General features: G+C 64.9%; 17 protein-coding genes. 3 read left to right on the top strand and 14 right to left on the bottom strand.

Annotated features, from left to right (window positions below):
* The first annotated feature begins 57 nt into the window (after positions 1-57).
* Positions 58-1173 carry an aminomethyl transferase family protein gene (locus NKK50_RS23355; RefSeq protein WP_023834784.1) on the top strand — a complete coding sequence of 372 codons (1116 nt, stop codon included), beginning with the start codon at positions 58-60 and terminating at the stop codon, positions 1171-1173.
* On the opposite strand, the gene NKK50_RS23350 is transcribed toward NKK50_RS23355, so the two are convergent.
* Genes NKK50_RS23350 through NKK50_RS23325 form a run of 6 tightly spaced genes read right to left on the bottom strand, consistent with a single transcriptional unit; the run spans position 1170 to position 8465 of the window.
* Entirely contained in the window at positions 1170-1631 is a 462-nt protein-coding gene (locus NKK50_RS23350) for a MarR family winged helix-turn-helix transcriptional regulator (protein ID WP_023671294.1), read from the bottom strand. The two genes, NKK50_RS23355 and NKK50_RS23350, sit on opposite strands and share 4 nt — an antisense overlap.
* Positions 1628-2212, bottom strand: a complete 585-nt coding sequence (locus NKK50_RS23345; RefSeq protein WP_023683555.1) for an amino acid synthesis family protein — start codon at positions 2210-2212, stop codon at positions 1628-1630. The genes NKK50_RS23350 and NKK50_RS23345 overlap by 4 nt, the downstream gene beginning before the upstream one ends.
* Positions 2205-3089, bottom strand: coding sequence for a UPF0280 family protein (locus tag NKK50_RS23340; protein ID WP_023683556.1), 885 nt, complete (start codon positions 3087-3089; stop codon positions 2205-2207). The genes NKK50_RS23345 and NKK50_RS23340 overlap by 8 nt, the downstream gene beginning before the upstream one ends.
* Positions 3089-4630 carry a hypothetical protein gene (locus tag NKK50_RS23335; RefSeq protein ID WP_023739686.1) on the bottom strand — a complete coding sequence of 514 codons (1542 nt, stop codon included), beginning with the start codon at positions 4628-4630 and terminating at the stop codon, positions 3089-3091. Before NKK50_RS23335 ends, NKK50_RS23340 begins: the two co-directional genes overlap by 1 nt.
* Positions 4627-7590 (bottom strand): molybdopterin-dependent oxidoreductase, encoded by a 2964-nt coding sequence (locus NKK50_RS23330; protein ID WP_352792331.1) that lies wholly within the window; start codon positions 7588-7590, stop codon positions 4627-4629. The genes NKK50_RS23335 and NKK50_RS23330 overlap by 4 nt, the downstream gene beginning before the upstream one ends.
* Before the next feature lie 11 nt (positions 7591-7601).
* A complete protein-coding gene (locus tag NKK50_RS23325) occupies positions 7602-8465 on the bottom strand; it encodes an FAD binding domain-containing protein (protein ID WP_352543909.1) in 864 nt (287 codons plus the stop codon).
* A 281-nt stretch (positions 8466-8746) separates the two neighbouring features.
* Between NKK50_RS23325 and pncA the strand changes: the two genes are divergently transcribed.
* A complete protein-coding gene (gene pncA / locus NKK50_RS23320; protein WP_023683560.1) occupies positions 8747-9361 on the top strand; it encodes a bifunctional nicotinamidase/pyrazinamidase in 615 nt (204 codons plus the stop codon).
* 85 nt (positions 9362-9446) lie between these two features.
* Positions 9447-10814, top strand: coding sequence for a sodium:proton antiporter (locus NKK50_RS23315; RefSeq protein ID WP_050588706.1), 1368 nt, complete (start codon positions 9447-9449; stop codon positions 10812-10814).
* On the opposite strand, the gene NKK50_RS23310 is transcribed toward NKK50_RS23315, so the two are convergent.
* The 8 genes from NKK50_RS23310 to gcvA form a co-directional block, all read right to left on the bottom strand.
* Positions 10815-11552 carry an ABC transporter ATP-binding protein gene (locus NKK50_RS23310; protein WP_023683562.1) on the bottom strand — a complete coding sequence of 246 codons (738 nt, stop codon included), beginning with the start codon at positions 11550-11552 and terminating at the stop codon, positions 10815-10817.
* Positions 11549-12274: an ABC transporter ATP-binding protein gene (locus NKK50_RS23305; RefSeq protein WP_023683563.1), complete on the bottom strand. Its 726-nt coding sequence runs from the start codon at positions 12272-12274 to the stop codon at positions 11549-11551. Before NKK50_RS23305 ends, NKK50_RS23310 begins: the two co-directional genes overlap by 4 nt.
* On the bottom strand, positions 12271-13233 hold the full coding sequence (locus NKK50_RS23300; RefSeq protein ID WP_023683564.1) for a branched-chain amino acid ABC transporter permease: 963 nt from the start codon (positions 13231-13233) through the stop codon (positions 12271-12273). The genes NKK50_RS23305 and NKK50_RS23300 overlap by 4 nt, the downstream gene beginning before the upstream one ends.
* Positions 13230-14111: a branched-chain amino acid ABC transporter permease gene (locus NKK50_RS23295; RefSeq protein WP_023683565.1), complete on the bottom strand. Its 882-nt coding sequence runs from the start codon at positions 14109-14111 to the stop codon at positions 13230-13232. The genes NKK50_RS23300 and NKK50_RS23295 overlap by 4 nt, the downstream gene beginning before the upstream one ends.
* Before the next feature lie 159 nt (positions 14112-14270).
* Positions 14271-15575 carry an ABC transporter substrate-binding protein gene (locus NKK50_RS23290; protein WP_023683566.1) on the bottom strand — a complete coding sequence of 435 codons (1305 nt, stop codon included), beginning with the start codon at positions 15573-15575 and terminating at the stop codon, positions 14271-14273.
* 152 nt (positions 15576-15727) lie between these two features.
* Complete coding sequence (locus NKK50_RS23285) at positions 15728-17170, bottom strand: hypothetical protein (protein WP_023700438.1); 1443 nt, start codon at positions 17168-17170, stop codon at positions 15728-15730.
* A gap of 191 nt (positions 17171-17361) precedes the next feature.
* Positions 17362-18666, bottom strand: a complete 1305-nt coding sequence (gene pncB / locus NKK50_RS23280; protein ID WP_023683568.1) for a nicotinate phosphoribosyltransferase — start codon at positions 18664-18666, stop codon at positions 17362-17364.
* A 169-nt stretch (positions 18667-18835) separates the two neighbouring features.
* Positions 18836-19804 carry a transcriptional regulator GcvA gene (gene gcvA / locus NKK50_RS23275; protein ID WP_023671280.1) on the bottom strand — a complete coding sequence of 323 codons (969 nt, stop codon included), beginning with the start codon at positions 19802-19804 and terminating at the stop codon, positions 18836-18838.
* Between the last annotated feature and the right edge of the window lie 53 nt (positions 19805-19857).

Here is a 19857-nt window from a genome sequence, read left to right as displayed (position 1 = left end):
CCGACCTCGGCAGCGCCACCCGGCGCTGCCGTTTTCATGAGATGACGGAGAAGTTTCTTGGTTGAGCGGCGCTCCCCTTTCTACACCAGCATCGTTGGCCTCGGCGCCACGATGGGCCGGGTCGGCGGCGACTTCGTCTCGGCCAAAACTTATTCCGGCATCGCCGACGAGCATCTGAACACGCGCAAGAATGTCGGCGTGCAGGATCTCAGCACCATGGGCAAGATGGACATCAAGGGGCCGGAAGCCGAGGCGCTGGTCAACCACATCATCGTCAACGATGCCGCCGCGATGAAGCCCGGCCAGGTGCGCTATTCCACCGTCTGCCGCGACGATGGCGGCATCATGGACGACCTCACCGTGTTCCGGCTGGCGCCTGAGCATTTCATGCTGGTGACCGGCTCGGTCAACCGGCTGAAGATGCTGCCCTGGCTGCAGCATCATGCTGAAGCGCGAAAGGCCTATGTCACCGACATCACCGCGGCCGTCGCCTTCCCGACCATACAGGGGCCGCGCTCACGCGAGCTGCTGAAAGCTATAGTGTCGGATGCCGATCTCGAAGAGTTGAAACGCTGGGCGTTCACTTCAGGGCGCGTCGGCGAGACCAAAGTCCTGATCTCACGCACCGGGGTGACCGGCGAGCTCGGCTTCGAACTGTTCGTGCCGGCGGACGAGGCCACTTCCGTCTGGGACGCGCTGATGCGGACCGGTAGCGATTTCGGCCTGAAGCCATACGGCGTGCTGGCCATGTTCACGCTCGGGCTGGAAAAGGCCTATCCGGCGCATGGCATCGACATGGACGAGAGCCGTACGCCCTTCCATGTCGGGCTCGATCGCTGGATCAAGTTCGACAAGGGCGAGTTCATCGGCCGCGAGGCATTGCTCACAATTCGCGGCAAGGGGCTCGACGAACGCTGGACCGGGCTGATTCTCGACGGTGACAAGCCGGCCGCGACGGATGCCAGGGTTTTCGCCGACGGCGAGGATGCCGGTGTCGTCACCTATAGCGATCACGGCTATTCGCTGGGCAAGGTGCTGGCGACCGCGCATCTGCGGCTGCCGTTCACCGCCATCGGCACCGAACTCAGCACCGACATTGACGGCAAGCGGACACGCGCGGTGGTGGCGCCGATGCCGTTCTTCGATCCAGAAGGCACGAGACTGCGCGCCTAGGCGAGTTTCGCCAGCAGCCGCATAAACGTAGCGGCCTCCTTGGCGGTCAGCGGCGCCAGCGTTTCCTGGGTGATGGCGCGGGCCAGCGGGATCAGCCGCTCGATCGCCTCGCGTCCCTCTGGCGTGAGGTTGACCAGCAGCCGCCTCTTGTCGACCTCGTGTTTGGTCAGATCGACCAGGCCACGCGCCTTCAGCCGGTCGATGACGCCCTTGACCGTCGCCGCATCCATGGCGATCAGCGTGCCCAACTGGTTCTGCGAGGTCTCGCCGACGTCGTGCAGCTTGGCAAGTGCAGCGAATTGCGGCGGCGTCAGGTCGCTGATCTGGGCGGCAAAGATCGAGACATGGCGCTGATGCGCCTTGCGCAGGATGAAGCCGACCTGCTCCTGCAGGCGGTAGTCATGTTCGTCGGGCTCTTCGGCCTCGACGAGCTTGAGAAGATTGTCCCCGCCGCTCATCGCAAGCCGTCCCAGGCCTTGATGTCGCCGACCGCCAGGCCGCCCATGCGGTCGTGCACGCGGGGGCCGCAGCTCATGGCGAGGCAGAACAGGATTTCGTCGGCGCGCGGCCCGTCGCTGAGACCGACCTCCATGGCGTCGAAATGGCTACGCACATAGGCGGCGTTGGTGTGGCCGAGCGGCACGTCGAGCCGCGAGCCGAAGGCGCCGACCTTGGTTGCCGACGGCACGATCGCCTTGGCGTCGCCCAGCCGCTCGCGCATGGCGTAACCGCCCGGCACATGCCACAGCGCGCCGTGTTCCAGCTCCCCTGACGAACCGACGATGGTGCCCTTGCCGTAGGCGTCGATCTGCTTGATGTCGCCGCCCAATGCGGCAATGAGCTTGTCGGTGAGCAGCAGGCCGAGCGGCTTCAGATCGTCCATGGCGCTCTGCAGTTCTTCGACGTAGCGGCCGGCGAACGGGTTCTTCACCAGGGCCACGGCTGCAGCGCGGCGGCGCGGCAGAGCAGCGACCGGCCCGCCATCGTGAAAGATCTCTTCGGTCAGAACCGCGATCTTGCGGATCGGAAACTCAGGCATGGGCAACTTCCTTCCCTGGATTTTTGTTGGGCGCGGCAAGCGCCATGGAACCACTGATGCGGGCTTCCCCACCTAGAAACAGCGCCGATGCGGCAATCAGGCCGCGCCGGCGAAAATCTTCGGCGACGGCAAGGCCATTGTCCAGCGCCCGCTCCACATCGCCACGCGCGAGCATGCCGACGGCTTGTGTCACCAGCCGCGCGCCGAGATCGCTGTCGGGCGCCAAGTCCTGCGCGGGAATGCGCTTGATGGCGGGATTGCCGGGCAGGTCGACGGCGTTGGCAATGAGTGTCGCGGCCGCATCGGCCTCGGCGCCGGTGTGCGCCAGCACGGTGACGGCGTCGGCAATGCCAAGCGAGAACGAACGGCCGCGCCAGCCGCTGGTGGCGACGCCGCGCACGCCGTCCGCCGAGCGAATGGTGAGGCGGTCGGCCATGCCGTTGCCGGTGCCGGCGATCGCCAGGTTCATCGACTGGCCCTTGCCGATATGGAGGGCGCTGTCGCCGCCATTGTTGACATAGGCCCGGTCGAGCTTGCGACCGGCAAGCAGCGCGGCGAGCACTTCGTCGGCTACTGATCCGGCGACGGCGGCCATCGGCGTGATGAAGCATTCCGCCAAGGGCATGACGGCTGCTTCCATGCGCCGCGCAGTCGGGCCGGCGAAGGTGCGCGGCGCCAGGAAAAATGCCGGCAGCCGCAATTCGGGAAGCTCCTCGACCAACTCGATCAGGATCGTCTGGAAGCGCTCGATCGCCTGATCGTAGGCGGCACGACACTCAGCCGCCTCACCAAAGGCCTCGACGATCAGGTCGATCGGCCCGTGGTTGAGGTGCAGCCGCTTGCCGTCCTGCAGCCAGTGGACTTGCGGGCCTTGCATCAAGAGGCCCCGTTCGAGCCGACGCGGCGCAACTGCGCCAGCGGCGGCCATGGATTGTGGGCCTCGGCGCCTGAGCCGCGGCGCGGGTTGAGATATTCGCCGCCTTTGGCAACGATATCCTCGACGCTGCGTATCTCGGCCTCGTAGCCGCCCAGCCGGACATAGTCGTCGCGGCGTAGCGTGAATTCGATCGGCGCCACCAGCGCCGGCGTCGGCACATAGCCGAAGGCGCCTTCCGGCACGCGCATGACGTCGACCATCAGCGTGATGCCGCCGCCCGGCCAGACATAGACCGGCGCGCCGCCAACGGTAACATAGGTATTCAAGCCCTGCACCGAGCGGGTGAGATTGACCGGGTTTTCGGTGACGCCGGCGCGCAGCGAACCGCCGGCGCCGCCGATGAACAGCACGGTGCAGAGCGCCGGCTCGCAATTGTCCTCGATCAGGCCGACCGATTTCTGCAGCCGCTCGGGGAACGGTTTTTCCACCGGCTTCAACTCGTCGTCGAGCTCGTAATAGGCGAACTGCTCGCCGGTGGTCGACACCATCAGCAGCGACAGGCCGGGGCGGGCGCCCTTCTTGGCGTTCCATTCGCCGAGGATCGACAGCGGGTCGGAAATCGAGGTGCCGCCCCAGCCGAGGCCGGGCTCGGAAACCTTGAAATAGCGGCCCGGCGTCGAACGGCGGCCGATGATCTTGATGCCGGTATCCTGCCAGCCCAGCACCTTGCCGGCCTGATGCTCGGAGACGACGCCGGTGATATGGTCGTCGACCACCACCACCTCGTCGACAAGGCCGCGCCATTGCGTGGCGAACATGCCGATGGTGGCCGACCCGCAGCCGACCCGCATACGGTGTTCCTGCTTGCCGTCGATGACAGGTGGTTTGCCGGCTTCGACGATGATGGTGGCGCCGCCATCGATGGTCAGTTCGACCGGCTTGCGATTGCACAGACTGAGCATCGCGTCGCAGGTTGCCCGGCCTTCGGCCTTAGAGCCACCGGTCAAATGATGCACTCCGCCGAGCGACAGCATCTGCGAGCCGTATTCGCCTGTCGTGACGTGGCCGATCGGCTCGCCTTGCGCGCGCACGATTGCCGTTTCGGGACCGAGATGGCGGTCGGTGTCGATCTTCACCTTGACGCCGCAGTACGAAAAAATGCCTTCGGTGACCACGGTCACCAGATCGACCCCCTCGACCTCCTGGCTGACGATGAAGGGAGCCGGCTTGTAGTCGGGATAGGTGGTGCCGGCGCCGATTGCAGTGACGAAGCGGCGGCCGGTGTTGACCAGTTCGCCGTCCCATTGCTCGCCCTCGGCAGTGAAAGGCACGACCGCGGCGCCGCTCTCTGCCGCATGGTCGAGGATGGTCAGCGGGTCCATACGCACGATGCGGCCACCGACATTGCCGTAGCGGTCGCAGGCGCCGGTGCGGCCATCGGCGATGTAGCACATCACCGGACAGGCATCGCAGCGGATCTTTTCCGCCACCAGCTTTTCGCCCGGATCGTGGGTTTCGAAGCGTTCGGCAAGCTCGCTCATCGGCGTGCCTCCTTGTCGCGGATGCCATCTTTTTCGCGGATGGCGGCGCGGATGCGCGCCGGCGTCGCCGGAACCTTGGTGATGAGAACGCCGGTGGCGTGGCGTATGGCGTTGAGGATGGCGGGTGCGGTCGGGATCAGCACATGCTCGCCCAGGCCCTTGGCGCCGAACGGTCCCTCCGGATCGGGAACCTCGATCAATATGTGCTCGATCTCAGGCACATCGCCGATGGTCGGGATGAGATAGTCGTGCAAATTCTCGGTGCGACCGGGGATGTATTCCTCCATCAGCGCCATGCCGATGCCTTGCGCGATGCCACCTTCGATCTGGCCTTCGACCAGCAGCGGGTTGATAGCCTTGCCGACATCGTGCGCGGCGGTGATTTTCAAGAGCTTCACCGTGCCGAGCTTGAGATCGACTTCGAGTTCGGCGATCTGCGCGCCATAGCCATAGACGGCGTAAGGCTTGCCCTGGCCCTTGGCATCGAGCGGCAGCGTCGGCGGATCGTAGGTCTCCTCGGCGCGGAAGACGAAACCGCCCGCATCGACATCGAGGGCGGGGAGATCGATGCGCCGAGTGGCTTCGCCCTCGCGAATGACGATCACCGGACCGTCCAATTGCAGGGCAGCTTTCTCCGAGACATTGGCAAAACGCAGGATCTTTTCGCGCAAGGCGCGGCCGGCTTTTTCGGCCGCCTTGCCGGTGACAAAAGTCTGGCGCGAGGCCGATGTTTTGCCGGCGTCCGGGCTGATCGCGGTGTCGGCGCTTCTCAGCTTGAATTTTTCCAGCGGCAGGCCGAGTGCGTCGGCGCAGATCTGGGCGATGACGGTGTTGGAGCCCTGGCCGATATCGACGGCGCCCTGGTGCAGGATGACGTCGCCGTCTGGCGAGATACCGACCCTTATGGTCGACGGATTGGGCAGCGAGGTGTTGCCGCAGCCATACCAGCAGGACGCGATGCCGACGCCGCGCCTTTTGCTCGTATTGGCATTGTTGAATGTATCTGCGTCGACCTTCGCGCGAGCCCAATGCGGCCGCAAGGAGTCGAGGCACTCGAAGATACCGACTCCCGACTCCAGTCGCTGTCCGGTAACCGTTTCGGATCCGTTCCGAAGGCAGTTCTTCAGCCGAAAATCGAGCCGGTCCATGCCGAGCTTGCCGGCAAGCTCATCATAGAGCGTCTCCTGCATGATCGTCGCCTGCGGCACGCCGAAGCCACGGAAGGCGCCGGAAATCGGCCCGTGGGTGTGGATGGCGCGGCCTTCGGCGCGGTAATTCGGCGTCGCATAGGGACCGGAGGCATGCACCGGCACGCGGTTGGCGACAGTCGGCCCCCAACTGGCATAGGCGCCGGTGTTGAAATCGCCGGAAAAGATCATGCCGGTGACATGGCCTTCGGCGTCAGTGCCGATGGTCGCCTTCATCTCGGCGGGGTGGCGCTTGGTGGTCGACATCATCGATTCGGTGCGGGTGTAGGCAAGCGCCGCCGGCCGGCCGGTTTTCAGTGCCACAAGGCCGATGAGCGGCTGCAGCGACACGTCGAGCTTCGAGCCGAAGCCGCCGCCGGTCGCGGTCGGCACGATGCGCACCTTGTCGACGGCAAGACCGAGCACCTTTGCCGTTTCGTCACGGTCCATGTAGGGGGCCTGGGTGCAGGCGACGACGACCAGCGTGTCGCCGTCCATGTAGGCATGGCCGGCTTCCGGCTCGATATAGGCGTGCTCGACATAGGAGGTGTCGATGGCACCGGACACCGTGTAAGCAGCCTCGCCAAGCGCCGCCTCGGGGTCGCCGCGCTCGACAAAGCCCTTGGTCAACAAATTGGCCGGGCGGTTCGCGTGGATGAGCGCAGCCCCTTCTGCCTGCGCGTCGCCGGGCTGCAGAAAATGCGGCAGCTCGGTCCAGCGGACCGGGAAATCCTGGAGGTCGAGATCGAGCATGGCCTCGCGCTCGCCGGCGACCAGCGCCACTGCCTCGCCGCGCAGCCGCGCAAAGCCTTCGGCCAGCGCCGGCTGGTCGGCAAACGGGCCGATGACGCCGAAACAGTTTTTTCCCGGAATGTCGGCGGCGGTGAAGACGCCGGCGATGCCGGGATGCGACTTCACCCAGCCCTCCAGGTCGCCGAAGGCGAAGCCGGCATGATAATGCGGCGAGCGGACCACCAGCACAGCCAGCGCATCGGCGGGAAAGGAATCGCCGCCGAATTTTTCAGCGCCGGTGACTTTTGGCACGCCGTCGAGCCGGACCGGGGAGGCGCCTACAGCATTCCCTGTGGTTGGCATTCTACGTTCAAAGTTGAATTCCAACGAATGACGTTGGCGCTGCCCCTCACCCTTACCCTCTCCTCGTGAAGAACGGGGAGAGGGGAGCGTCGGCGCTGGAGCACTTCCCTTCTCCCCGTCACTATACAGGGTTAAGGTGCCGGCAGGCGGATGAGGGGCAGCGCCGTCGGTCGACGTCTCGAACCGTCCCGCATCCATCACTGCCGCAATGATCTTTCTGTACCCGGTGCAACGGCACAGGATGCCACCCAGCGCATCCTGCACCTCGGTCTCGGTCGGATTCGGTGTGCCATCCAGCAGCGCAGTTGCCGCGACCAGCAGCGCCGGCGTGCAGATGCCGCATTGCGCGGCGCCATGTGCCAGGAAGGACGCCTGCAGCGCCGAGAGCCGGCCATCGGCGAGGCCTTCGACGGTCGTTACGGACGTCCCGGCTGCGGAGGCCGCCGGCATCAGGCAGGCGCAGACGGCGTCGCCGTCGACCAGCACCGTGCAGGCGCCGCAATCGCCGGCGTCGCAGCCGACTTTGGTGCCGGTCAGCTGCAATTCATCGCGCAACACCTGCGACAGCCGGCGCAACGGCGGCACATTGACCGAGACGGCGCCGCCATTGACCGCGAAGACGATGTCTACGCGCTCGGGGCCGAAACCCGGCACGAGATCAGGCAGGGCTTCAATCATCTCGGAGTGGCTCATGCCGCCACCATGCTGTTGTCGTTCGTCAGCCCGCAAGCCCCCAGCACGGCGCGGGCGACAAGCTCGCGCGCTGCGTCGAGCCGGTATTCGGCGCTGCCGCGCACGTCGGCGATCGGCGAGAGCTCGTTCATCGGCGCGGCCAAGATCGCACCGGCGAGTGCCGGGCGGACAGGCTTGCCCACCAGCACGGCTTCGACAGCGGCGAGCCGCTTGGCCACGGCCGAGCAGGACCCGACCGCGACAGCGGCTTCCATGACGATGCCAGCCTCGGCAACGAGGCGCGCCGCCACCATGGCGATGGAGATGACGAGGTAGCGCCGCGCACCGAGCTTGACGAAGGCCGACGTGCCGGCGGCCCTGGGCTTCGGCACCCGGATGGCGGTGACCAGCTCGCCCGGTAGCAGCGCGGTGCGGCGGTTGCCGAGAATGAACTCCTGCAGCGGCAGATTACGCGTCGCGGCTGCAGAGCGCAGCTCGACCTCGGCGTCCAGCACCAGCAGTCCCGGAACGCCATCGGCGGCAGGCGAAGCATTGCAGAGATTGCCGGCGATCGAGGCGACATTCTGGATCTGCAGGGAGCCCACTTCGCGCGCGGCCTGCTTCAGCGCATCGAAAGCCGCCGGCAATGGATGGCGGACAAGGTCGGTCCAGGTGGTGCGGGCGCCCAAAACCCAATGGGTTTCGGTCTCGGCAATGCCGCGCAGCGAGTGCAGGCCGTTAATATCGAGAACATTGTCGCGGAACGGTTTGGCGCCCTGCGCTGGATAGAAATCGGTGCCGCCGGCAAGCACGCGCCAGGCGCCCTCGCCCAGCAGAGCGAGCGCCTCGTCGAGCGTGGTGGGTTTCGCGTAACGGATCACGCTTTGCCTTCCAAAAAAATCGGCCTTCCCATTGGGGCCTTCAAAGGTGGGGACTTCCCGAACCCGCCAGTGTCTGATCAGGCCAAATTCATTCGTATGCAAATGATATCAAGCTGGCGGAAATTGTCAAAGCCGGAGTTTAAGGGAACCCGGCCGCCAAGCATTTCTTACGCTTGCAGAGGTTGACGCAGGCGGCCATCCGGTCAAGTTTCAGCATCCGGTCGCATCAGCGGCGTATTTCACTCGATCCCCCGTTCGAGACGTAGAAGAGGAGAGGCGCCATGGCCGACGAAGCGCTTGTTGTCATCGACCTGCAAAACGACTTCTGCCCCGGCGGCGCACTGGCGGTTGCCGGCGGCGACGAAATCGTGCCGCTGGTCAACGATCTGATTCGGCATGCCGAGCATGTCGTGCTGACGCAGGACTGGCACCCGGCCGGACATTCGAGCTTTGCCTCCAGCCATCCGGGGGCGCAGCCCTTTAGCGCGATCGAGATGCCCTATGGGCCGCAGACGCTGTGGCCGGACCATTGCATCCAGGGCAGCCTCGGCTCGGATTTTCACTCGGGGCTCGCCTGGACCAAGGCCGAGCTGGTGATCCGCAAGGGATTTCGCCCTGATATCGACAGCTACTCCGCCTTCTTCGAGAACGACCACAAGACGCCGACGGGGCTCGCCGGCTACCTCAAGGAGCGCAGCATCGACAGTGTGACCCTGGTTGGCCTGGCGACCGACTTCTGCGTTGCCTTTTCGGCCCTCGACGCGGTCAAGCAAGGCTTCAAGACGACGGTGCGGCTCGACGCGTGCCGCGGCATCGATCTAAACGGTTCGGTCGAGGCGATGCTGAAGAGGATGCGCGATGCCGGGGTGAAGCTCGAAGACCCGATCTCGGAGTGACTGGATCGTGACGCATCGAGGGGGCTGCACACAGTTGGGGAAGGCTTTCGCGGCAGGTGTACTCGCTTCCGCTGTGTCTCCGCAAATGGCCTTCGCGGCCGAGGCCCGCGGCCTGCCCGATGCTGCCATGTCGCTGTGGTGGGCGCTGCCTTTCGCCGGCCTGCTGCTCTCGATCGCCACCGGACCGCTGCTGTTCCACTATGTCTGGGAGCATCATTACGGCAAGATCGCCGCCGGCTGGGCAGCGCTGGCGGTCATCCCGCTGATGGTTGCATTCGGCGTTCCGGTAGCCGGTGAAGCCGTGCTGCACACGCTGCTCACCGAATACATGTCCTTCATTATCCTGCTGTTCGCGCTCTACACCATTTCGGGCGGCATCCTTGTCGCCGGCAACATCCATGGCACGCCGCTGGTCAATGCCGGGCTGCTGCTCGTCGGGGCGATGCTGGCCTCGGTGATCGGCACCACCGGCGCCTCGATGATCCTGATCCGGCCGATGCTGCGCGCCAACGACAACCGGCAGTTCAACGCCCATGTCGTCATCTTCTTCATCTTCCTGGTGTCCAACATCGGCGGCTCGTTGACGCCCTTGGGCGACCCGCCATTGTTCGTCGGCTTCCTGCGCGGCGTCGACTTCTTCTGGACGTCGGCGAACCTCTGGCGCGAGACGCTGTTTACCGGCGGCCTGGTGCTGCTTGTCTTCCTGGCCATCGACATCATGCTGCATCGCCGTGAAGGCGGCGCGCCGAAGATCAAGGATCCGACGCCGGATACGAAGGTGCGCCTTCGCGGCCTGGCCAATCTGCCGCTGCTGGCCGGCGTCATTGCCGCGATCCTGCTGTCGGCAGCGTGGAAGCCGGGCGTGAGCTTTTCAGTGCTGGGCGTGAGCCTCGAACTGCAGAACCTGGCGCGCGACGCCATTATCCTGGGGCTCGCCGGACTGTCGCTTGTCGTGTCACTCAAGAGCCATCGCGAGGCCAACGGCTTCACCTGGGGCCCGATCGCGGAGGTGGCGAAACTGTTTGCTGGCATCTTCATCTGCATCGTGCCGGTCATTGCCATCCTTCGCGCCGGCCATGACGGCGCGCTGGCGCCGCTGGTCGCGCTGGTGACGTCACCCACCGGGCAGCCCAATGATCTCGCCTATTTCTGGCTGACCGGCGGGCTGTCGTCCTTCCTCGACAATGCGCCGACCTATCTGGTGTTCTTCGAACTCGCAGGCGGCGACGCGCGGCACCTGATGACGGAGGCGGCCTCGACGCTGGCCGCGATCTCGGCCGGCGCGGTGTTCATGGGGGCCAACACCTATATCGGCAATGCACCCAACTTCATGGTCTACGCCATCGCCCGACACCGCGGTGTGAAGATGCCGGGCTTCTTCGGCTACATGGCATGGTCAGGGCTGGTGCTGATCCCGATCTTTTTGATCGCCGGGTTCCTGTTTTTCGGCTGATCAGCCGACGCCGACATAGCGCCTGACTGCCGATGGGTCGGCGCGCAATTGCTCGACATCGACGGTCTCGCGGTTGCGGCCGTTTTCGATGAAGCAGACGCGGTCGGCGACCGACAGCACGGCGTCGACGCGCTGTTCGACCAGAATGGTGGAGACACCTAGCTCACGCAGCTTCACCACCGTCTCGCGGATCTTGGCGATCATCGACGGCATCAGCCCTTCGGTCGGCTCGTCTAGCAACAGCACCTGCGGCTCCAGACAAAGCGCGCGGGCCATGGCCAGCATCTGCTGTTCGCCACCGGACAAAGTGCCGGAGCGCTGCCGCAGCCGCTGGCGCAGCAGCGGGAAGAGGTCGAGCACGCTCTCGCGCGTCGCTCTTCCCTTGCCGCGCGCCATCAGGCCGATCTCGATGTTTTCCGCCACCGTCATCTCGGCGAACAGCCGCCTGCCCTGGGGCACATAGGCGACGCCGGCCTTGGGCACCTCATGCGCCGCCAGGCCGGTCAACTCCTTGCCGGCGAGCCGGATCGAACCGGCGCTCGACCGAACCAGCCCCATGATCGCTTTCAGCGTCGTCGTCTTGCCGGCGCCGTTGCGACCGAACAGGCACAGCACCTCGCCCTTGTTGAGCACTAGGTCGAGCCCATAGAGCACCTGAACCTCGCCATAGAAGCAGTCGAGCCTGGAGATAGTCAGCGCTTCAGTCTCGTGGGCTTCAGTCTTGGGGGCTTCGCTCATGGCGCCGTCCCCAGATAGGCTTCCTGCACCTGTGTGTTGGCGCGAACCTGTTCGGGCGTGCCTTCGGCCAGGATCCTGCCGGCGTTGAAGACCGTGATGCGGTCGGCCAGCTGCATGACGACAGGCATGTTGTGCTCGATCAAAAGCACGGTGGCGCTCTTGGCGATCTCGCGCACCAGTTCGATGAAATTGTCGATCTCGCTGTCGGCCAGCCCTTGCGTCGGCTCGTCGAGGATCAAAAGCCGCGGCTTCAGCGCCAGGCCCATTGCCACTTCCAGCAGGCGCTGATGGCCGTAGGAAAGCTGGCCGGCCGGCATATGGGCGCGGCCGGCCAGTCCGGTGCGTTCCAGCGCGGCCATGACGCCGGTGCGCACCGCACCTTTCGAGCGGGCATCGGTCAGCGTGCGCTGCACCGGCAGCGCGACATTATCGTAGGCAGAGAGGTTGGCGAAGACGCTGGTGATCTGGAAGGTGTAGGCGATGCCCCGGCGCACCCTGAGATAGGCCGGCTGGCTGGTGATGTCGGCGCCGTCGAAGACGATCATGCCGGACGATGGCTGAATGCGGCCGCTGACCAGGCTGACGAAGGTGGTTTTGCCAGCGCCATTGGGACCGATGACGGCGCGGATCTCGCCCGGCATCAGCTGAAAATCGACACCGTCGACGGCGCGCAGGCCGCCGAAACTGCGCGCCAGGCCTTTGGTGGTCAGCAACGGCATCATGGCAGCCACCCGAGCCAGCGCTGGCGGATGGTGCCCAGAATGCCTTTGGGGAAAAACAGCACCAGCAGGATGAGCGCAATACCGACGATCAGGAGATAGGCGGAGGTGTAGCCGCTGGCGGTGTCGATGACATAGTACATGAACACCGTGCCGAGCAGCGCGCCCAGCGTCGTGGCGGCGCCGCCGAGCAGCACCCAGAGCAGCGGCAGGATGGAATACTGCACCGAGGCAAAGCTCGAGCCGACATAGCCGAACAGCAGCGCATAGGCCGCACCCGAGGCGGCGCAGATGGTGCCGGAGACGACGACGGCGATCAGCTTGTTGGAGAAGGTGTCGTAGCCCAGCATTTTCGTGCGCTCCTCGTTCTCGCGCACCGCGACCAGCACGCGGCCATAGCGGGAGCGGACGATGGCGAGGGTGATCAGCAGCACGACCGAGAACAGCGCCAGCGCGCTCATGTAGCGCACGGTCGGGTTGGTGAGGTCGAGCGATGTCGAGCCGAAGGCCAGAACCCGCGCCGGCTGCGGCACCACCAGACCCTGGTCGCCGCCGGTCCAGGCGGCGAAATAGAGGATGGTGAGGTAAAACACCTGCGCGAACATCATGGTGACGATCATGAAGGCGACGCCGGTGGTGCGCAGCGCCAGCAGGCCGATCACAAGTGCCAGCAGCGCGCCGCAGGCGATACCGGCGAGGAAAGCCAAAGGCACGCTCCAGCCGAGATGGATGACGGCGAGACCAGCGCCATAGAGCCCGGCGGCGAAGAACATGGCGTGGCCGAGGCTGAGCAGGCCGACATAGCCGAACAGCATGTTGTAGCCCATGGCGAACACCGCCAGCACCATGATGCGGGCGAGCAGGCCGTGATGATAATCCGGCAGGACGAAGCTCAGGGCGAACAGCAGCGCGATGGCGCCGATATGCAATGCATACGCTTTTGCCGGCGAAGCTTCGCTCATCGCGGCGCCTGCCCGAACAGGCCTTGCGGCCTGAACACCAGCACCATGGCCACCAGCAGCGTGGCTATGATCTTGGCCAAAGTCGGCGAGAAGAACACCGAGATGATGCCATCGGACAGGCCGATCAGCACGGCGGCAACGACGGTGCCGCGCAGCGAGCCGAGGCCGCCGATGATGACGACGATGAAGGACAACAGCAGCGGGTCCTGCCCCATCAGGTAGTGCGCCTGACTGATCGGCACGATCAGCACGGCGGCGATGGCCGCCAGCATGGCGCCGAGCGCGAAGACGCCGGCATAGACGCGGGCGACCGGAATGCCGAAGGCCTGCGCCGTCTCGCTGTCATATTGGGTGGCGCGCATGATGAGGCCGATCTTGGTGCGCGTCAGCACCAGCCAGGTGGCGATGAGCAGAAGGGCCGAAGCGGCAATGATCGACAGCTTGTAGCCGGAATAGCCGAACCAGGGCAAAAGGATGCGGTAGCTGAAGGGCGGCTCCACCGGGCGGGCTTCCGGGCCATAGAAGCTCAACGCCAGCTGCTGGATGATGTAGAGCATGCCGATCGTGGCGACGATGGTGGCTTCCGGATTGTAATTGAGCCGCCGCAGCACAAGCCGCTCGGCTACCAGCGCAATGGCGCCGACAATCAGCGGCGCAATCACCAGCGCCGCCAGGAAGCCGAGCGTGGGATGGCCGGGTATCGCCGTCGAGATCGCCCAGGCCAGCACCGCGCCCAGCATGAAGAACTCGCCATGGGCGACGTTGACGACGCGCATGACGCCGAACACCAGCGACAGCCCAAGCGCCGTCAGCGCCAGCACGGCTGAGGTGACAAGGCCTTCGAGGGCGGCGAGGAGGAGATGGGGTCCGAAATGCATTCAGGGCGCCCTTACCCTCCCCTTGTGGGGAGGGTGACCGCGCAGCGGTCGGGTGGGGGTTGGGCACGGGCCGTCGCGACCCCCACCCCGTCTCGCAAGCTTCGCAAAAGTGCGAAGCTTGCGTGCCGACCCTCCCCACAAGGGGGAGGGTAAGGCGCCTCACAGCGCCTGCGTCGTATAATCCCCTTCGGCCTCGTAAAGCCCGTCCTCGATCTTGGTCTTGTGGACGACATTCAGCTTGCCACCTTCGACCTTGGAGATGTTCTGGATGCCAAAACACTGGTGGATCTTGCCGTTGAAGGTCTTCGGCCCCTGCGGATGCTCCGGCCCTTCGGCGAATTCGGTCAGCGCCTCGGTCGCCTCGACCAGCTTGGCGCGGTCTTCCAGGCCCTTGTAGCCGGCGTCTTCCATCGCCTTCTTGACGACATAGAGCGTCTCCCAGCAGCCGAACATGTGGGCGGCGGTGGAGACGTCCTTGGGGTCGCCGACGGCAGCGCCATTTTCGTCGATGCCAACGGCGGCGCGGTAGGCTTTCTGCGCGGCCGAGTCATTGGCCTGGGCATAGCGCGGCGAGCCTTCCCAGAAATGGCTGCCGTCCAGGAATTCGAGGCCGGGGCTGTTGATGTCGGTGGCTTCGAGCGAATCGATGAAGCCGAACAGCTGCGGCCGGTTGGAGCCGTAGAACTCGCCGAGTTCCTTGACGAAGGTGAGCACGGCCGGGCCGACCATCACGTGGTAGATGACTTCGGTCTCGGCCGGTATCTGCGGGAAGTATTTCGTGAAAGACGACTCTGTCGGCGGGATGGCGATCTGGGCGATGACCTCGGCGCCTTGCGCCTTCAGCGCCGGCGGCAGGTAGTCGCGATGGTCGTAGCCGAAGGCGAAATCCGGGAAGATCTGCGTCACCTTCTTGCCGGCATTGGCCGCGATCCATGGCGCCATCGACTGGATCTGGCTCTTCACATCGGTGATGCCGGGCTGGAAGACGTAGCGGTTGAGCTTGGTCGAAGCGACATGGTGGCCTTCGCTGACGACGAAATAAGGGATCTTGTTTTCGCCGGCGGCCGGCGCCGAGCCGATCACGACATGCGAGAACAGCGTGCCGAAGACGATGTCGGTCTTGTGCTGGGTGGCGAACTTGCCGACCACTTCGGCGCCACGGCCGGGATCGGTGCCGTCATCCTCGATCACCAGTTCGACCGGCCGGCCGTTGATGCCGCCGGCATCGTTGATCGCCTTGACCGCGGCGGCACTGGTCTTTTCGTACCAGCGGCCATAGGCGGCGCCGATGCCGGTGCGGTGCGACTGGAAGCCGATCTTGATTGGCGCCGAACTCTGCGCCTGGCTGTAGCGGACGAAGCCGGGCGCGAGCGTCAGCCCGGCGCCGGCGGCGAGACCTTTCAGCGCGGTGCGGCGGCTAAGGGTGGATTTGGAGAGATCGAAAAACCCATTCTTGTCAGTCACGGCAGTTCCCCTGTTTTTGAGTTTTGACTGTCTGTAACGAGGCAAGGCCACTCCCTTGCAGGAGGGGCAGAAATTGCATGTGTACAAACTAAATCACCAAAGCACAGAGCTTGCAAGCGGGCTTTCCGCAAAGGCATGTTGATCAGCTTGTCTCATCCGGCCGTCGGCGTGGCAAGCAACCACAGGCCGAAGATCGTGTAGGCAATCATCAGCATGGTGAGCGGCAACTGGCTGAGGGCGGCGCGCGATGGCACCTGGTGCAGTCGCCAGGCCAGTCCATGGGCAACGAGCACCGCCAGCATATGGCCGGCGATGATGATGCCGGCCTGCAGGTTCCACAGCCACCAGGCGGAGTGGGCCCCGGCGACGATGCCGGCCTCGATCTGCATGTCGGCGGCGCCGAACAGGTTCCATCCCAGCGCGAACGGGTCGGACAGAGCGGCGATCGCATACTGGCCGTCGACCAGCAGCGCCGTCAGATAGTGCGCGACATGATAGGCGAGCGCGATCGGCACGATCGACCACACCAGCAGCCTGGCGGCCTCGCGGAGGGAATGTCGGCTGCCGGCGAGGCGCTGGCCGAGGATGACGGCCAGCAGGAATGCCGCCGCCAGCAGAACGAAGGTCAGCACGAGGCCGAAGCTGCTAATGCCGATGAGCGCGGTGCGGCCGGGATATTCCAGCGGGTTGATGCCGGACAGGCCGAGCCAGAAGAAGGTTTTCGACAGGCCGTCGAAGGACACCGATGACAGGCTGAGCAGCAGGAAAGCGATGCCGCTTGCCGGCAGGGGTGCCGCGCCGAGCAGTTTTGAGCCCGGCCAGCAGAGAGCGAGCCGCCCGTGTTCATTGCGCTCGACGATGGCGAAGCGCGCCACCATGGCGAAGAACACCGTCAGGAATTCGCCGCGCCGGCTCCAATCGCGGTAGCCGAAGGCGAGCATGGCGATGAAGGTAAGCAACCAGTAGAGGCCGGCGGCATAGGCCAGCCGCGCCGGGTCGTCGGGCGCCGGGTCGATCAGCTCGAACCAGGCAAAGGCGAAGAACAGGATAACGGCTGGCCAGCAGCCGAGCCATGAAGGCAAACGCAATTTCTGTCCCTCACCGCCACGAAGCTTGAACAGGCGGCTTACGATCCGCCACGGGCCATACCATGGATTCGGCCACGACCAGACATCGCCGAACAGGCCTTGCGCGATGGCAAGGCCGACCCAGAGCAGCGTCCAGATGGTCAGGGGCAGCGGATTGGAGAGCGGATCGCGGCTGCCGAACAGGCCGGCGGCGATGAGCGTTGCGAAACCGGCAAAGGAGATGAGGCTGATGATTGTGCGAGGGGTGTCGGCGAATGGGAAGAGCGGCAGGCGGCGGCGCCAGAAGCGGTCGAGGGTTGCGGGTGGCAGCAGGGCGAGGACGAGGAAGCTTACCGCGACGGCAAGCGCGCCGCCGGCGATGTAGTAGCCGGTCGGGAGGAGGAGGACGTGGCCGCGGTCGGAGGCGTGGGCGAAGGCAGGGGTGGGGAGGAGTGTGAGGGTGGGGGAGCAGGCGACATATGTCAGCCTGACGCGATCCTTCACACCCCCCTCTGGCCTGCCGGCCATCTCCCCCGCAAGGGGGGAGATTGGATGTCGCCGGGGCTTTCGCCAACTTTCAAGGGTAAAGAAAGAGGCGCGGTACTCGATGCTGCCAATCTCCCCCCTTGCGGGGGAGATGTCCGGCAGGACAGAGGGGGGTGGGCGGCAACTCACGCTATCGCGATTTCCATTTCGTCCAGCAAGGCACCCGCCGACCCTCAAACCTTGACCAGCTGCTCCACGCGGTCCTTCGCCCCAAAAATCCGGAGATAGCGCTCGATCTCCTTCTTGTCGCCCGTCGCTTTCGCCGGATTGTCCGACAGCTTCACCGCCGGCCGGCCATTGGCCTCCGTCACCTTGCAGACCAGCGATATCGCATCCAGGCTGTTGGTTTCGGTCGGCGCGCAGCCTTCGAAATCGTTGGTGAGGTTGGTGCCCCAGCCGAAGGACATGCGCACCTTGCCCTTGAAGTGCCTGTAGGTCTCCTCGATGGTTTCGACCTCGAGACCGTCGGAGAAGATCAGCAGCTTCTGCCTGGGGTCCTTGCCCTTCTCGCGCCACCAGTCGATGATTTTTTCGCCGCCTTCGATCGGCGGCGCGCTGTCGGGGCGGAAGCCGGTCCAGTCGGCGACCCAGTCCGGGGCGTCGCGCAGGAAGGATGCGGTGCCGAAAGCGTCGGGCAGCACGATCAGCAGGTTGCCGCCGTAATAGCGCTGCCAGTCCTGCAGCACCTTGTAGGGCGATTCCTTCAATTCCTTTTCCGACTTGGCAAGGGCGGCAAAAACCATCGGCAATTCATGCGCGTTGGTGCCGAGCGCTTCGAGGTCGTTGTCCATGGCCAGCAGCACGTTCGAGGTGCCGGTGAAGGCTTCGCCAATGCCTTCCTTGAGCGCCTCGACGCACCAGCGCTGCCACAGGAAGGAATGGCGGCGGCGGGTGCCGAAATCGGAGATGCGGATGCCGGGCAGCGCCTTCAAGCGTTCGGTCTTGGCCCACATCTTCCCCTTGGCGCGTGCATAGAGCACGTCAAGCGCGAAGGGACCGAAGGCGCGCATGGCGGCGCGGGAACGAAGCTCATTGATGATCGCCAGCGCCGGGATTTCCCACAGGGTGGTGTACATCCAGGGACCGCTGAAGGAGAGCTCGTACTGACCGTCGCGCTTGGACAGCTCGTAGTCGGGCAGCCGAAAACCTTCCAGCCAGGCGAGGAATTCCGGCTCGAAGATCTGCTTGCGGCCATAGAAATTGTTACCGCCAAGCCAGATCATCTCCTTCTTGGAGAAGCGCAGCGTGCGGGCATGGTCGAGCTGGTCGCGCAATTCGCCTTCGTCGATGTCGTCGGCCAGGCGCACCGAGGTGGTGCGGTTGATCAGCGAAAAGGTGGCGTCGACCTTGGGGTACATGCCCCAGATCATCTGCAGCATCAGAAGCTTGTAGAAATCGGTGTCGAGCAGGCTGCGGACGATCGGGTCCAGCTTCCAGGTGTGGTTGTAAACGCGCCGCGCTATATCGGTTCTTGCCATGTCCTGCCGTCGCCTTCGCTGCTCACGTCTGTCTTACGCAATTCCGGACGGAAAACCGCCGCACTCGTTTCCTGGAATTGCCTGGCAAGAGCTTAGTAGCATTGAATTTTTGAAAGCGCTTCCCGCTTTCCGGGCTGGCCCGACAAAAAGCAGTCGCTCCGGTCCAGCCTCAACTCTTGGCGCCCACCACCCGCAGCGCCGGACGCTTCCGGCGGCTGCCGATGCGGCCGGCCACCGGCGCGTCGGCCCGGCTGTCGGCCTGTTCCTTTTCGGCAAACAGCCAGTCGACGAACAATTGCACGATCGGCGCCGAACGCATCTCGTTGCGGCAGACGACGTAGAAATCGTCGACTGCCGGCACCGACAGGCTGAACGGCGCCACCAGCAGGCCCCTGGCGAGCAGCATGCTGGCGGTGACGGAATCGCCGAGCGCCACGCCATGTCCGTGCACCGCGGCTTCGATCGCCGTACGGGCGTCGCCGAGATGGTGGCGGCGGCCACGTTCGAGGTCGAGCCCATCGGCGGCGGCCAGCCAGGTGTGCCATTCGCGGCCATCATCGCCATGCAGGATGACATGGCCAGCAAGATCCCGGCAGATGCGGAGCGGCCGGTTGTTGATCAGCGTCGGACTGACCACCGGGAACAGTTCGAGGCCCGACCATTTGCGCATCCAGCAATCGGTCCAGCTGCCGTCGCCATAGAGCACGCAGACATCGACCTGTGGGGCGCGGATGTCCTTGGGGTCGTTGGACGGGATCAGCGTCAACCTGATATCAGGATATTGCGCCATGAAGCTGCCGAGCCGCGGCGTCATCCACAGAAGCAGCAGCGCCGGCACGCAGGAGACCGACAGCGTACCGGCGCTCGCTGGCCTGGTCATGCGCTGGGTGGCGGCGGCGATGCCGTCGAAGGCGGTCGAGACCGCCGGCAGCAATTCGGCGCCGTGCGGGGTGAGCTTTACCCGCTGTCCGGTGCGTTCGAACAGTTTTACGCCGAGTGATTGCTCGAGCGCCTTGATCTGGTGGCTGATTGCGCCGTGGGTGACGTTGAGCTCACTCGCCGCCTTGGTCAGCGAGGCATGCCGCGCCGTCGCCTCGAAGGCGCGCAAGGGATTCAAGGGGGGCAGACGCTTGGCCATGAGCAACCGGATACTCTGTGAGATTTTCTCACAATCAGCACCGTAACAATATC

The organism is Mesorhizobium sp. M0001, assembly GCF_040324255.1.
In the GTDB taxonomy this organism is placed as follows: domain Bacteria; phylum Pseudomonadota; class Alphaproteobacteria; order Rhizobiales; family Rhizobiaceae; genus Mesorhizobium.
Note: the sequence above shows the minus strand (reverse complement) of the source record. Positions and strands in the feature narration are given on the sequence as shown.

Bases quoted from the DNA above. Each gene is read 5' to 3' on its own strand.
- NKK50_RS23345 (WP_023683555.1), bottom strand. From the start codon at position 2,212: ATGCCTGAGTTTCCGATCCGCAAGATCGCGGTTCTGACCGAAGAGATC.
- NKK50_RS23305 (WP_023683563.1), bottom strand. From the start codon at position 12,274: ATGATGCCGTTGCTGACCACCAAAGGCCTGGCGCGCAGTTTCGGCGGC.
- NKK50_RS23315 (WP_050588706.1), top strand. From the start codon at position 9,447: ATGGCCTTCGCGGCCGAGGCCCGCGGCCTGCCCGATGCTGCCATGTCG.
- pncA (WP_023683560.1), top strand. From the start codon at position 8,747: ATGGCCGACGAAGCGCTTGTTGTCATCGACCTGCAAAACGACTTCTGC.
- NKK50_RS23340 (WP_023683556.1), bottom strand. From the start codon at position 3,089: ATGCAAGGCCCGCAAGTCCACTGGCTGCAGGACGGCAAGCGGCTGCAC.
- NKK50_RS23300 (WP_023683564.1), bottom strand. From the start codon at position 13,233: ATGAGCGAAGCTTCGCCGGCAAAAGCGTATGCATTGCATATCGGCGCC.
- NKK50_RS23295 (WP_023683565.1), bottom strand. From the start codon at position 14,111: ATGCATTTCGGACCCCATCTCCTCCTCGCCGCCCTCGAAGGCCTTGTC.
- gcvA (WP_023671280.1), bottom strand. From the start codon at position 19,804: ATGGCCAAGCGTCTGCCCCCCTTGAATCCCTTGCGCGCCTTCGAGGCG.
- NKK50_RS23285 (WP_023700438.1), bottom strand. From the start codon at position 17,170: ATGGCCGGCAGGCCAGAGGGGGGTGTGAAGGATCGCGTCAGGCTGACA.
- NKK50_RS23350 (WP_023671294.1), bottom strand. From the start codon at position 1,631: ATGAGCGGCGGGGACAATCTTCTCAAGCTCGTCGAGGCCGAAGAGCCC.
- pncB (WP_023683568.1), bottom strand. From the start codon at position 18,666: ATGGCAAGAACCGATATAGCGCGGCGCGTTTACAACCACACCTGGAAG.
- NKK50_RS23310 (WP_023683562.1), bottom strand. From the start codon at position 11,552: ATGAGCGAAGCCCCCAAGACTGAAGCCCACGAGACTGAAGCGCTGACT.
- NKK50_RS23330 (WP_352792331.1), bottom strand. From the start codon at position 7,590: ATGATTGAAGCCCTGCCTGATCTCGTGCCGGGTTTCGGCCCCGAGCGC.
- NKK50_RS23335 (WP_023739686.1), bottom strand. From the start codon at position 4,630: ATGAGCGAGCTTGCCGAACGCTTCGAAACCCACGATCCGGGCGAAAAG.